The 12,026-nt window shown below is 70.4% G+C and carries 15 protein-coding genes; 2 read left to right on the forward strand and 13 right to left on the reverse strand.

Features of this window, described 5'->3' with window-relative positions:
• Positions 1–16: 16 nt before the first annotated feature.
• From ACFW0G_RS31965 to ACFW0G_RS31990, 6 genes are all read right to left on the reverse strand, one after another.
• Positions 17–943 (reverse strand): alpha/beta hydrolase, encoded by a 927-nt coding sequence (locus ACFW0G_RS31965; RefSeq protein WP_378329165.1) that lies wholly within the window; start codon positions 941–943, stop codon positions 17–19.
• 124 nt (positions 944–1,067) lie between these two features.
• Positions 1,068–2,642: an acetolactate synthase large subunit gene (locus ACFW0G_RS31970; protein ID WP_378329166.1), complete on the reverse strand. Its 1,575-nt coding sequence runs from the start codon at positions 2,640–2,642 to the stop codon at positions 1,068–1,070.
• Between the two features lie 409 nt (positions 2,643–3,051).
• Positions 3,052–3,756 (reverse strand): DUF2306 domain-containing protein, encoded by a 705-nt coding sequence (locus tag ACFW0G_RS31975; protein WP_378329167.1) that lies wholly within the window; start codon positions 3,754–3,756, stop codon positions 3,052–3,054.
• Between the two features lie 67 nt (positions 3,757–3,823).
• The gene (locus ACFW0G_RS31980; protein WP_378329168.1) at positions 3,824–4,420 is read right to left on the reverse strand and encodes an ABC transporter permease; all 597 of its coding nucleotides are present in this window, start codon (positions 4,418–4,420) and stop codon (positions 3,824–3,826) included.
• On the reverse strand, positions 4,417–5,064 hold the full coding sequence (locus tag ACFW0G_RS31985) for a TetR/AcrR family transcriptional regulator (protein ID WP_378329169.1): 648 nt from the start codon (positions 5,062–5,064) through the stop codon (positions 4,417–4,419). The genes ACFW0G_RS31980 and ACFW0G_RS31985 overlap by 4 nt, the downstream gene beginning before the upstream one ends.
• Before the next feature lie 11 nt (positions 5,065–5,075).
• Positions 5,076–6,113, reverse strand: coding sequence for a medium chain dehydrogenase/reductase family protein (locus ACFW0G_RS31990; protein WP_378329170.1), 1,038 nt, complete (start codon positions 6,111–6,113; stop codon positions 5,076–5,078).
• Positions 6,114–6,222: 109 nt separating this feature from the next.
• Between ACFW0G_RS31990 and ACFW0G_RS31995 the strand changes: the two genes are divergently transcribed.
• Positions 6,223–6,864 (forward strand): TetR/AcrR family transcriptional regulator, encoded by a 642-nt coding sequence (locus tag ACFW0G_RS31995; RefSeq protein ID WP_378329171.1) that lies wholly within the window; start codon positions 6,223–6,225, stop codon positions 6,862–6,864.
• Between the two features lie 55 nt (positions 6,865–6,919).
• Here ACFW0G_RS31995 and ACFW0G_RS32000 read toward each other — a convergent pair whose 3' ends face one another.
• Complete coding sequence (locus tag ACFW0G_RS32000) at positions 6,920–7,165, reverse strand: hypothetical protein (protein WP_378329172.1); 246 nt, start codon at positions 7,163–7,165, stop codon at positions 6,920–6,922.
• 28 nt (positions 7,166–7,193) lie between these two features.
• The gene (locus ACFW0G_RS32005) at positions 7,194–7,652 is read right to left on the reverse strand and encodes a MarR family winged helix-turn-helix transcriptional regulator (protein ID WP_378329173.1); all 459 of its coding nucleotides are present in this window, start codon (positions 7,650–7,652) and stop codon (positions 7,194–7,196) included.
• A gap of 93 nt (positions 7,653–7,745) precedes the next feature.
• Between ACFW0G_RS32005 and ACFW0G_RS32010 the strand changes: the two genes are divergently transcribed.
• The gene (locus ACFW0G_RS32010) at positions 7,746–8,990 is read left to right on the forward strand and encodes an alpha/beta hydrolase (protein ID WP_378329174.1); all 1,245 of its coding nucleotides are present in this window, start codon (positions 7,746–7,748) and stop codon (positions 8,988–8,990) included.
• Between the two features lie 128 nt (positions 8,991–9,118).
• Here the strand turns inward: ACFW0G_RS32010 and ACFW0G_RS32015 are convergent, their stop codons facing one another.
• The 5 genes from ACFW0G_RS32015 to ACFW0G_RS32035 all read right to left on the reverse strand — a co-directional run bounded on the left by ACFW0G_RS32015 (position 9,119) and on the right by ACFW0G_RS32035 (position 11,988).
• Positions 9,119–9,379 carry a Prokaryotic metallothionein gene (locus ACFW0G_RS32015; protein WP_378329175.1) on the reverse strand — a complete coding sequence of 87 codons (261 nt, stop codon included), beginning with the start codon at positions 9,377–9,379 and terminating at the stop codon, positions 9,119–9,121.
• A gap of 89 nt (positions 9,380–9,468) precedes the next feature.
• Positions 9,469–9,840 carry a DUF488 domain-containing protein gene (locus ACFW0G_RS32020; RefSeq protein WP_378329176.1) on the reverse strand — a complete coding sequence of 124 codons (372 nt, stop codon included), beginning with the start codon at positions 9,838–9,840 and terminating at the stop codon, positions 9,469–9,471.
• 122 nt (positions 9,841–9,962) lie between these two features.
• The gene (locus ACFW0G_RS32025) at positions 9,963–11,216 is read right to left on the reverse strand and encodes a beta-ketoacyl-[acyl-carrier-protein] synthase family protein (protein ID WP_378329177.1); all 1,254 of its coding nucleotides are present in this window, start codon (positions 11,214–11,216) and stop codon (positions 9,963–9,965) included.
• Positions 11,213–11,656, reverse strand: coding sequence for a cupin domain-containing protein (locus ACFW0G_RS32030; RefSeq protein ID WP_378329178.1), 444 nt, complete (start codon positions 11,654–11,656; stop codon positions 11,213–11,215). Before ACFW0G_RS32030 ends, ACFW0G_RS32025 begins: the two co-directional genes overlap by 4 nt.
• Positions 11,653–11,988, reverse strand: a complete 336-nt coding sequence (locus tag ACFW0G_RS32035) for a TcmI family type II polyketide cyclase (protein WP_378329179.1) — start codon at positions 11,986–11,988, stop codon at positions 11,653–11,655. The genes ACFW0G_RS32030 and ACFW0G_RS32035 overlap by 4 nt, the downstream gene beginning before the upstream one ends.
• Positions 11,989–12,026 lie beyond the last annotated feature (38 nt).

A 12,026-nucleotide genomic window follows, 5' to 3' on the forward strand; every position in this document is an offset into this window, starting at 1 on the left:
AGCGGACGGGAACCGCTCAGGCTGTGGGCAGGTGCTCCTCGGCGAAGGCGACGGCATCGGCGACCGCCTTGTCCGCGGCGGGAAGGTGACCGGCGAGCAGATGCCACACGTGTCCCATCCGGGGCGCGACGTCCAAGCGGGTGGGCACGGCGTCCTCGGCCAGTTTGGCGGCCAGCCGGACGGCGTCGCTGAGCATGACCTCGTGGCCACCGATCTGGATCAGGACCGGCGGCAGTCCGCGGGTGTCCGCGAAGACCGGAGAGGCCAGCGGGCTGTTGCGCGGGGCGCCGCCCAGGACGAGGTCCGCGGCGCGGCGCAGCCCTTCCCGGCTGACGGACGGGTCGACGCCGTCGCGCGTGACCATCGTGGCCCCGGTGTGTTCGAGGTTCGCCCAGGGAGAGATGGCTATCGAGGCGGCGGGCATCGGGAGCCCTTGATCACGGGCCGCGACCAGGACGCTGACCGCCATCGCGCCGCCGGCGGAGTCTCCGGCGAACACCACGCTTTCCGGTGCGGCACCCTGCTTCAGCAGCCAGCGGTAAGCCGTGACGGCGTCATCGACGGCGGCGGGGAAAGCCGCCTCGGGCGCGAGCCGGTAGTCCGGGACCAGAGCGCGGGCCCGCAGGCGCTGGGCGAGCGTGCCGACCAGGCCGCGGTAGCCCTGCGGGTCGCCCACGAGGTAGGCGCCGCCGTGCAGGTAGACGAGGTGCCGGCCGGCGACGGCGTCCGCCGGGATCGCCCATTCGGCGTCCACCCCGTCCGTGTCCACCACGTCGAAGGTCATCCGGTCCGGCGGCGGGAAACAGTCCTGGAAGAACTTCCGGTAGGCGAGTCTGACCTCCGTCAAGCTGCCGGCCCCCGCCCCGGCGGCCGCGTCGATGACACCGCCGCTGTGGGCCGCCCATTCCCGGTAGAAGGTGGGGACATCGATCGAGACCGTCATGGATTCTCCTGTCGCGAGCCAACAGCGGCTGCGTCCCAGCCGCTCCGCGAGCCTCGGAGCCTCACATAAATGTGAAGGTCAACGGGACGTGACGCAGGCGACGCCGCGGGCTCGTGCGAAGCCGTCAGGACAGCACGGCTTCGATCAGGTGCGGGCCCGGTCGCCGGGTCGCCGCGGCGAACTGGTCGGCGAGTTCTTCGGCTGTCCTCGCGCGCGTCGCGGGGACGCCCATTCCGTGGCTGAGCGCGACGAAATCCAGCTCCGGCTGGGAAAGATCGAACATCCGCGCCGACGCGGCACCCGCGCCCCGCGCGCCGACCCGGTCGAGTTCCGCGCGCAGGATGGCGTAGGACCTGTTGTTGAGCACGACGGTGGTGACGTCGAGGTTCTCCCGCGCCTGGGTCCACAGCCCGGAAATGGTGTACATCGCGCTGCCGTCGGCCTCCAGGCACACCACCGGCCGGTCGGGGCAGGCCACCGCGGCCCCCACCGACAGCGGAATACCCTGCCCGATCGCCAACCCGACCAAACCCAGGACGTCATGCGCCGGCGCGCCCGCGGTGGCCTCCGCCAACGTCCCCAGGCCGGCGGTGATCGACTCGTCGCACACGATCGCGCCGCGCGGGAGCAGCCCGCCGATGACCCACGCCCAGTTCTCCCGGGTCAGCGCTCCCGTGGGCAAGGCGGTGAGGGTGCCGGGCACCGGACGAGGTTCGCGATCGGGTGCGACCCGGTCGGCGATGCCGGTCAGACCGGACAGGGCCGGGGCGAACTCCTCGGCGAGGACGTGCACCTCGATGCCGTCCGGAACAAGGTCTCCGTTCTTGCCCGGATAGCCGAACGACGCGACCGGCCGCCGGGCTCCGGCCAGTACGAGATGACGTACTCCCGCCATCTGCGCACGCACGTCTTCGCCGCGGTACGCGAGCGGAGTCACCTTCGGGATTCCCGCTCCCCGGCGCAGCACCGCGGGCCAGGTCGGGCAGAACAGGAGCGCTCCGGTGGCCTGGGCGACGCGGTCGGCCGCGTTGAGCCCCTCCTCGGTCAGCGCGTCGCCATCCAGCAACAGCGCGGTTTTTTCACCGGAGCACAGGATCTTCTCCGCGGCGTCGGCGGCGACTACGGCGTCGGAGGCAGGCTGGTTCAGCAGTGAGGGCGCCGCCACCCCACCGCCCGACCACGACAGGTCGGCGGGCACCACGACCGTCGCGATCGACCCGGACGTCCCGGTGCGATGCGCGGACGCATCGCCGATTCCCCGGGTGGCGGCGATCGCGGCGGCGACATCGCGGCCGAGCCCGGCGCCGTCGGCCGGGCGGTACAGCCACGCGGAGACCGACCCGGCGACCGCGTCGATATCCGAATCGAGCGGGGAATCCAGCGGTTTGTGCTCGCTCGAATGCTCCCCCACGACATTCAGCACCGGAGTACCGGCACGACGGGCATTGTGCAGATTGGCCAGGCCGTTCCCCAGCCCCGGGCCCAGATGCAGCAACGTCGCCGCCGGCCGCCGCGTCATCCGGCCGTAGCCGTCCGCCGCCCCGGTCGCCACCCCCTCGAACAGGCAGAGGATCCCACGCATCTCCGGAAACCGGTCAAGTGCCGCCACGAAATGCATCTCCGACGTACCCGGATTACCGAAACACACCCGGACATCGCTGTCGATCATCGTCTTGACGATCGCTTCAGCGCCCTTCATTTTTCTTGACTCCCTACCACCGATGACGACCGCGCCGCGGAAACTCGTCAAGCCGGTCCCTCGTTTTCGTATTCTGACACGAAAGGAAATGGCGGCGATCCGGCGAATACGAAGAACCAGGAATCGGTGCGCGAACGGGCAGGTCCGCGTCGGCGAGAATTCGTGCCGCCACACCGAGGCTTCTCGCCAAGGGTGCTGGGGCCGTAGGTGCTGTGGGACGCCTTGGGTGCGCTGGCCTGGGGTGTGACAAGGGCGTCCCTGGGTGCGGTGGATGCACCCAGGGCGTCCCTCGGACTTCCCTGTGCACGTCGACTCCGTTCGCCCGATGTCTCGAACGCTCCATTGAGGACGTTGAACGTCCCCCATGTCCCATTCGCGACACTGCGACAAGGTCCGGATCGCCGCCCGCTCAATGGCCGTGGACCACCGGCTGCGGCGGCTCGCTGCTTGCCGTCCCGGCGCGTTGTTTACGCCGGGCCAAGGGCGCGAGGGTGCGGTGGATGATGAAGTACTCGGCGACGAGCACGTTGCCCAGCAGGGCGGCCCATCCGCTGGCGGTGTAGACGTCCCTGAAGGGCACCGAGGGGAACAGCTGGACACCGAGCAGCAGGTAGAGGCGCAGGGTGACCGCGGCGAAGGTGAGGGTGTAGTTGCGGATCATCCAGACGCGGTGCAACTGGACCTGGCCGCGCCGGATGGTCCGATAGGCCTGCACACCGGTGTACAGCCACGCCACGATCAGCATGGCGAACGCGACCTGCAACGCGAAACCGTTCGGGGTGACCGCGGTGGAGTAGGCCGCCGCGGCGGCCGCGGCCACGACCGAAATCAGGTACACCCGGCCGAGTATCCGATGCAGCCGGGGGAACCGGGCCCGCAGCCGGGGCACGAACTGCCACGGCCCGATGATCAGGGTCAGCCCGGCGGGCACCGAGTGCACCACCAGGCTCAGGTAGTAGCCCACGATGCGCCGGTCGATCGGCACCGTCGAGCTCCCGGTCAGATACGGCGTCACGAAAAACACCGCGATACCGATCGCGAGCGCCGCGAGGACGCTCCACAGGAACCACCACCACCGGCGACGGACCGCACGCGACATAACTGCAGTGGACACGTAAAACTCCCCATCTCGAGCAAGGAAACGAAAAGGAATCGGAAAAGGACCGGGCCGCGGCAGCGGCTCACCGGGTGACGCGGAGACGACGGTGTTCGAGAACGGTCGCGACCGCGTATCCGCCACCGCCCGCGATGGTCATCAGCCAGAACAGGCCCGGGGTCTCCAGGAAAAGCGCGAGGCCGGAGACCAGGGCGAGCCAGGTGCCGAGGCAGTAGTGCAGGAGGTTGCGGCGCACCGCGCCCTCGCCGAGGTACAGGAGGCCGACGACAAGGCCGGAGCCGGCGGGCCAGAGCCGGGTCTGCAGGTCCGGCATGTCCACCATGGCGGCGAGGCCGGTGATGGCGAGGAACAGCGCGGTGAAGGCGCTGATCCAGGACAGGCCGAGGAGCTTGCCGGAGAGCGCGGTGGATTTGTCGGCGGCGCGCAGGGACGGAGCGGCGGCGCGTATCGAGAAAACGGTGCCGGCCGCGAATCCGGCACCGAGCAGGCCGAAGGACAGCCAGGTCGGCACGGCGATCAGCGGATCGGTGCCCCTGGCGAGCGCGGAGGTGCCGTGCCCGAGGACGTAGGCGAGTCCGAAACTGAGGTAGACGCCGCGATTGTCGATCTCCGCGGACCGACCGGCGACGCGGGCCGTGGCGGATGGTGCGATCGTGGTCATGGTTGCTTCCTCCTGACGGGGATTGACGTGCGTCCGTGCACCGGCGGGTGATGTCGGCCATCGACGGGCCGGGTCAGCGGGCCTGCCACCCGCTGGGCGATGTCGGCGGGCCACGCGTACCAGGTGAGGACGGCGCGCTGGTGGGCGAGACCGTGCAGTCCCAGCCACAGGGCGATCGCGTCATCGGCGGGGTCCGGGCTGGTGCGGGCACCCAGGCTGTCGGCGAGGATCCGAATCATGTCCGCGCCCGACGGGTAGAGGTCTTCGGGGGCGATCCCGTCGTGCCGGAAATCGCCGAACATGGCGCGGTAGCGCCGAGGATGCTCTCGGGCGTAGCTCAGATAGGTCCGGCAGACGGCGTACAGCTGTTGCCGGGGCTCGTCGGTACCCGCTGCGGCGGCGCGAAGCCGGCAGGCCAGCTCGGCGAAACTCTGCCGCACGATCGCGAGCATGATGGCCGCCTGGCCGGGAAAATGCGGATAGATGGACGGGGCCGCGATCCCGGCCCGGCGGGCCACCGCCCGCAACGTCAGCGTCCGCTCGTCACCGCCCGCGTCGAGCAGTTCCGTCGCGGCGGCGAGGATCTGCTGGCGAAGCAGGCTTCCTTCACCACGGCGGTTCCGCGTTCGGTGTGTCGTGTGCATGGCGGGCGCGCCTACGGGACCAGGACGACTTTGCCCGCGACGGTGCGCGATTCGGCCAGCGCGAGTGCCGCTCCAGCCTCGGCCAGCGGGAACCGGGCGGCGATCTGCGGGGTGAGCACGCCCTCGGCCAGCAGTGCCAGCACCTGGGTGAGGTCCTCGCGCAGCCGGTTCCGGAAGGTGTCCATGCGGCGTTTGCCCGCCCAGAAGTTGTAGAAGCGCGCCGATTTGCCGTTGGGCAGGAGATTCCACATTCCCAGCCGCGCGAACACCTTCAGCACCGGAAGCCGTGAATCGCCGTCCTCGTTCTTCGTGGCCGCGGTGCCGTAGGACACCAGCACCCCGCCCCGGCGCAGCAGCCGCCACGAGTCGGTCAGCCCGGCGCCGCCGACATGATCGAACACCGCGTCCACACCGTCCGGAGCCAGCTCGCGGATCCGCTCGTACATGCGCGCGTCGCGGTAGTCGACCGGGGTCGCGCCCAGATCCCGCACCAGATCGTGGTGCCGCGCGGACGCGGTGCCGATCACCGTGATCCCGGCGTGGCGGGCCAGCTGCACGAGCGTCGACCCGACCCCGCCGTTGGCTCCGAGCACCACGATCGTCGCGCCGGCGTGCACCGCCGCGGTCCGGTGCAGCATCTGCCAGGCCGTGATCCCGTTGACCACCAAGGTCTCCGCGTCGGCCGCGGGCACCCCGTCCGGAACGGCCACCAGATCCGCCGCGTCGAGCACCAGCGAACTGGCCCAGGCACCGATCTTGGTGACCGCGGCGAACCGGCGCCCGATCATCGCGGTGTCCACGTCCTGGCCGGCCGCGGTCACCGTGCCGACCACGTCGTAGCCCGGCACGAACGGGAACGGCGGCTGGTCGAAGTACTTGCCGCGGCGCATCTGCTGCTCGGCGAAGGACACCCCGGTCGCCTCCATTCTCAGCACCACCTGACCGGCGGCGGGTGGCGGGATTTCGCGGGCGTGGACCCGCAGGCCGTGCGTGTCGACCTTGCCCGGAAGGACGACCTCGGTGGCGTGGGTGACGACAGTGCTGTGCATGACGTATCTCCGTGTCCGGCGAGTTGCGGTTACGGCCGTAAGGTTACGCACGTAACTCAGATCCGCGCAAGAACTTACAGCAGTAAGTTTCCCGGTGTACGCTTACGTCATGGCAGACAACTCGACCGTGGCGCCCGCCCGCCCCCGCAACCGTCGCGGCGAAGGCGCCCGCCTGCGCGAGGAGATCGTGGACGCGGCGGTCGAGCTGCTCGACGAGACCGGCAACGAAAGCGCCATCACGCTGCGCTCCGTGGCCCGCCGCGTCGGCATCGCGGCCCCCTCGATCTACCGCCACTTCCCCGACCAACCGACCATCATGCTGGCCGTGGTCCAACGCGCGTTCGCCGAACTGGAGACACAACTGCGCACCGACGTCGACGCCGCCGGCGACGACCCCCGGCAGCGGCTTTTCGCCTGCTGTCACGGCTACCTGCGGTTCGCCCAGGACCATCCCGAGCGATACCGCACCATGTTCGGCGGCCTCTGGATGCCCGTCCTGCGCGACACGACCGTGACGATCAACGACGTCATGACCCTCGGCGACGCCTGCACGCAGCTACTCACCGACACGCTGAACGGCTGCGTCACCGCCGGCCTGGCCACCAGCACCGACGTGCGCGCCGACTCCGTCGCGCTCTGGCTGGGCCTGCACGGACTGGCCCACCAACGAGCCTCGACCATCGCCTACCCGTGGCCACCCGACATCGCCGATCGCATCATCACCGCACTGGCCCACCTCACCGGCGAATAGGCCACGTCTTCACAGCACCGAAGTCCACAAAGGACACTTGCCGAAAACCGCGAGGTCAGTCCTCTTCGGCGGTCAGATCGCCGGGCATGACCGTGGCGATGAGGCCCGCGACGAACTGCGGAACGTCCTCGGGCGCGAGGACCAGCCGTGGCTCATCGCGGTCCGGCCCCTGAAAGATCTCGACCGACCGCACACCCGGCTCCCCCGCCGAACCCGCGACACCGACGATCGTCCAGTTCCCGTGCCGTGGCCGCGTGTTGACGAAATGACCGAACACCGCATCGACGGGATCGCGCTCCATGATCCGCACTCTACGCCGAGCCGGTCACTCACAACCGGTCGTAGATCGTGGACAGGCGCCGCAACAGCTCCGCGGCGGAATCCAGGGCTGCCTCGTCGTAGTCGGCGAGGGTGGCGGCAAGAGCTTCGGTCAGCGCACGCTGACGCTGGTTGTGCCGGTTCCGGCCCGCTTTGGTGAGGGCGACCACGACGGACCGTTTGTCCTCGGGCCGCCGCGTGCGGGTGACGTAGCCCGCCGCGACCAGGCCGTTGACCAGCTGAGTGGTCGCCGGGCCGGTGGTCTCGGTGCCCTCGGCGAGCTGACTGATGCTCAGCGCGCCCTGTTCTGCGAGGACGCGCAGCGCGCGGGCATGCGTGAGGGACAGGGCTCCCGGAGTGCGGGTGGCGCGGCCGCGTAGCCGCGCGTCCGCGGCGCTGAGCCGGTAAGCGGCACGGGCGAGCCGGTCCAGCGCCGTCGCGCGGGCGGCATCCGATCCCCCACTGGCCATGAGCTGCCCTCCGGTTCGACGACGTCGGTTGACACCAGCATAACCTAAGTGCTTAATGAATAAGTACTTAGCAACCACGAGGAGGCTCTCACCATGACCGTCCGTTCGACCGGCCACAGCTGGGCGCTGGACGCCGCGCTCGCCCAGGGCGGCTTCGACGCCCTGCACCCCGAGGCCACGGGGACCATGGAACAGCTCGGCCACGACCACACCGACTTCGCCAAGGTGTTCGCCATGGTCAAGAGCGGCGCGATGCTGCCGAAGGCGTGGGCGACCGTGGCCGCGCAGGCCGAGCAGCGCGCCGCGCACCACGAGCGGAACGGCTTCTCCCGCACCGCGTCCGACCTCTACGAGCGGGCCGCGGTGATGTGGGGCCGGGCCCAGTACTCGATCTTCGACGCCGCCGACCCGCGCAAGTCGGCCTTCCGCGAGCGCACCAACCACTGCGTCCGGCGGTTGGGCGCCCTTCGCGAAGGCCGGGTCCGGCGGGTGGTGCTCGACTTCGAGGGCCACCACATCCACGGCCTGCTCCACCTGCCCGCCGGGCCGGTGAGCGGCGCTCCCGCCGTCATCCTCGGCCCCGGCATGGACATGATCAAAGAGGACTACATCCACGCCGCCGAGCGCTACTACACCTCCCGCGGCATCGTCGCGCTCTCCGTCGAGGGACCCGGCCAGGGCGAATCCCGGGCGGATGGCCTGACCGTGGACCTCGGCAACTACGAGCGCGCCCTCGGCCGCTACCTCGACTATCTGGCCGCCCTGCCCGAGGTCGACCCGGCCCGGATCGGCATGTTCGGCATCAGCATGAGCGGCTACTGGGGCTCCCGCGCGGCCGCCACCGAGCACCGCCTCGCCGCGCTCGCCGCCTTCGAAGCCGTCACCGGCGATTTCCACACCATCTTCGAGCGCGCCCAACCCACCTTCAAGAACAACTACATGTACATGGCGGGATACACCGACGAGGACGCGTTCGACCGCGAACTGGTCGCTCGCCTGCCACTGGGCGACCTTGTCGAGCGGATCACCTGCCCCGTCCTGTACGGCATCGGCGAGTTCGACGAGCTCACCCCGCTCGACCAGGCCCTCGCGAGCTTCGACCGCATCCGCGCCCCCAAGGAACTCCGGGTCTACGAAAACGAGTTTCACCCGCTCGGCGGCGTGGCGGCCGAAGTCTTCCGCTTCGCCGCCGAATGGCTCCACCGCGCGCTCGACGGCGAACTGGCCGAGCCCGGCCGCGATGTCCGCCATTACGTCCACCGCGACGGACGTACCACCGACGGCACCGCCCGACCCACCTGGTGGCTGGGCGCCGCCCCGGGCACCGGCGCCGCGTAGCCGCGCACGGACTCCGCGCGGACCGGAGTCCACAGTGGACGACCCGGGTCCCCGAGTGCTGTTTTCGACCGGCCGTGCTCGTTTCCGGCGTGCCCTCCGGCGCCGTCTGGCCGGACGTCGGGCCGGTGTCAGCCGGAATGGGCACCGACCGCGTCACGGACCTGGGAGCCCAGACCGGCGTCGGCGGTGCGCGCACAGTGGGCACAGCAGTAGAACCGGCCCGCCACCTCGGCCCCGTGACCGAGGATCCGGCACCCGCAGTGCTCGCACACCGGCGCCAGTTTCGTGATCGCGCACTCGAAGCTGTCGAATGTGTGGGTCGCACCACCGACCGTACGAACCTCGAAGGCCATCCGGTAGTCGTTCCCGCACACGTCGCAGACCGCCATGGACGCCGCACCTCCTTCGCCGTTTCCCGATCTTCGCTCTTCCGAGCCTGCGCCCCGCGCGCTCGCCCGGCAACTCGGGAGAACGGCGGTCACTCCTCGGAGCAGCGGGTGTCCAGCCACTGTGCGAGCACGGCCGCCTGGCTGTGCTCGACATCGCGGGTCGCGGTCAGCAGGGTCAGGTCGTGCTCCCCGGCGATCGAGCGCAGGTGCTGTGCGGCCTCCCGGTGCGGCGGCTTCCCCAGCTCGGCGAGGTACCGGCGGCGGAATTCGGGGAACCGGCCCGGGTCGTGCCCGTACCAGCGGCGCAACTCCGCCGACGGGGCGACATCGCGCAACCACTCGTCCAGCCGCGCGTCCTCCTCGCGAACCCCGCGCGGCCAAACCCGGTCCACCAGCACCCGGAGCCCGTCGGACCGCGACGGGCGGTCGTAGATCCTCCGAACGGTGATCTGCGTGCTCACGGCACACGCCTCCTTCCCACCCAGGCCGAGTGTCCTCGCCCGGGCGCGGGAGGTCCAGGCCGGCCGACGGCGTCCTTTGTGGAGGAATCCGTCCACTGTGGAAAGAATCCGTGGCCCGCCGGTCATGCCCTGGTGAAGAGCATGGCGCTCTGGAAGCCGCCGAACCCGCTGCCCACGCTCAGCACGAGGTCCATCCGGTGGTCACGCGCGGTGCGGGGCACGTAGTCCAGATCGCATTCGGGATCCCGGTGGTGCAGGTTGGCCGTGGGCGGGACCACCTGGCGGTCCAGCGCCAGCGCGCATGCGGCGGCCTCGAGGGAACCGATCGCGCCGAGCGAGTGCCCGATCATGGACTTGATCGAGCTGACCGGTACCTCGTAGGCACGGTTCCCGAGGCTGCGTTTGAACGCCGCGGTCTCGTGCCGGTCGTTCTGCTTGGTCCCCGAGCCGTGCGCGTTGATGTAGTCCACATCGGACGGAGCACGGCCGGCCCTGTCCAGCGCGACCCGGATCGCTTCGGCCATCTCCCGCCCGTCCGGTTTCAGCCCGGTCATGTGGAAGGCGTTGCTGCGGCTGGCGAATCCGACGATATGGGCGTAGATCCGCGCTCCGCGCCGACGAGCGGCCTCGGCGTCCTCGAGCACCAGGACCGCGGAGCCCTCGCCGAGCACGAACCCGTCGCGGCGCGCGTCGAACGGCCGGGAGGCGTGCTCGGGATCGCCGTTGTTCGGCGAGGTCGCCCGGATGGCGTCGAAGCAGGCGGAGGTGATCGGCGACAGCGGCGCGTCGGTCGCCCCTGCCAGCACCACGTCGGCCGATCCCTCCTCGATCAGCGCGACCCCGTGCCCGATCGCGTCCAGCCCGGACGTGCAGCCGGTGGAGATCAGGGTGGTCGGGCCCTCCGCCGCCACCTCCCAGGCGACCTCCGCCGCCAGCGTGCTGGGCACCATGTAGCCGTAGAGATGCGGGACCGAGCAGGTGTGGTCCACCAGCCATCGGCGCCCCTCGTCGGCGAGTACCGCGTATTCCTCTTCCAGGCCCATCGTGCAGCCCACGGCGCTGCCGACCGCCACGCCGATCCGGTCCGGCGCGACGGCGGACAGGTCGAGACCGCTGTCCGCGACGGCCTCCCTGGCACTGACCACGGCGAACTGCGCGGCCCGGTCCATCCGGCGGATCTGTTGCGCGGACAACCCGGCGGCCTTCGGGTCGAAGTCCACCTCGGCGGCGATCTGCGAACGGAACTCGGTGGGGTCGAACAGGGTGATCCGCCGCGTGGCGGTGCGTCCTTCGGTCAGCAGCTGCCAGAACGCCTCGCGCCCGACACCACCGGGTGCCACCACACCGATTCCGGTGACGGCAACGGTTCTGGTCATCGAGCGTCCGCCTGGTGCGGGCCGACCCGCGGGCCCGGCTGCTCGGGCCGCGGCGGCTGTTCGGTGTCGACATGGCCGAGTTCGGGACGGGGCGCGAGCGGCGACAGGTGGAAGACCGCCCGCGCGGCCGTCGTGCCGACGTTGACGAGCCGGTGCCGTACCCCGATCGGGACCAGCAGCGAATCACCGGGGCCGAGCCGCACCGGCCGGGAGTCGAGGCTCATCTCGAGCTCGCCGGCGATCACGTGCAGGAACTCCTCCGAGAAAGGGTGGTAGTGCTCGGAGACGAACTCTCCGGCCTCGAGGAACAAGGTGCCGCCGAAGCCGGAGGTGGAGCCGGCCGTCTTGGGGCTGAGCGTGACCCGGATGTCGCCGCCGCGGCGGCGGTTGGGCACCGCCTGCTCGACGTTGACCTTGTCCGGCACGGGAGCGTCGCTCACCGGATCCTCCCTTCGTCGGCCGTCCAGACGTAGAACGGCGCGGCCATCGCGTCCTTCGGTTCCCGCCAGTTCGGGTCGTAGGGGGCGACCAGGCCGGCCAGCCGGGTGTTGATGTCGGCGTAGAGCGGGTGGCTGCGCGCCTTGTACAGGTTCGGGGTGATGTCCTCGTCGGCCTCGACGAGGTGGAAGTACAGGTCGTGGAAGCTGAACAGGGTTCGCCGCGACACCCCCACCATGTGCGGGAGTTCGGACGCGTCGGATTCGGCGAACACCTCCGCGATAGGGCCGGTGTCGGGGTTCCTCAGCTTGGCGACGATCAGGGTCCGGTGCACGGTGGGACCTCCTGCGGACGGGACTTGTCAGTGCGTTG

Origin of the sequence: Amycolatopsis sp. NPDC058986 (assembly GCF_042741125.1) — a bacterium.
Taxonomy (GTDB): Bacteria; Actinomycetota; Actinomycetes; order Mycobacteriales; family Pseudonocardiaceae; genus Amycolatopsis.

Bases quoted from the DNA above. Each gene is read 5' to 3' on its own strand.
- ACFW0G_RS32005 (WP_378329173.1), bottom strand. From the start codon at position 7,652: ATGGCCAGTGGGGGATCGGATGCCGCCCGCGCGACGGCGCTGGACCGG.
- ACFW0G_RS31980 (WP_378329168.1), bottom strand. From the start codon at position 4,420: ATGACCACGATCGCACCATCCGCCACGGCCCGCGTCGCCGGTCGGTCC.
- ACFW0G_RS31990 (WP_378329170.1), bottom strand. From the start codon at position 6,113: ATGCACAGCACTGTCGTCACCCACGCCACCGAGGTCGTCCTTCCGGGC.
- ACFW0G_RS31985 (WP_378329169.1), bottom strand. From the start codon at position 5,064: ATGCACACGACACACCGAACGCGGAACCGCCGTGGTGAAGGAAGCCTG.
- ACFW0G_RS32000 (WP_378329172.1), bottom strand. From the start codon at position 7,165: ATGGAGCGCGATCCCGTCGATGCGGTGTTCGGTCATTTCGTCAACACG.
- ACFW0G_RS31970 (WP_378329166.1), bottom strand. From the start codon at position 2,642: ATGAAGGGCGCTGAAGCGATCGTCAAGACGATGATCGACAGCGATGTC.
- ACFW0G_RS32010 (WP_378329174.1), top strand. From the start codon at position 7,746: ATGACCGTCCGTTCGACCGGCCACAGCTGGGCGCTGGACGCCGCGCTC.
- ACFW0G_RS32025 (WP_378329177.1), bottom strand. From the start codon at position 11,216: ATGACCAGAACCGTTGCCGTCACCGGAATCGGTGTGGTGGCACCCGGT.
- ACFW0G_RS31995 (WP_378329171.1), top strand. From the start codon at position 6,223: ATGGCAGACAACTCGACCGTGGCGCCCGCCCGCCCCCGCAACCGTCGC.
- ACFW0G_RS32015 (WP_378329175.1), bottom strand. From the start codon at position 9,379: ATGGCGGTCTGCGACGTGTGCGGGAACGACTACCGGATGGCCTTCGAG.
- ACFW0G_RS31965 (WP_378329165.1), bottom strand. From the start codon at position 943: ATGACGGTCTCGATCGATGTCCCCACCTTCTACCGGGAATGGGCGGCC.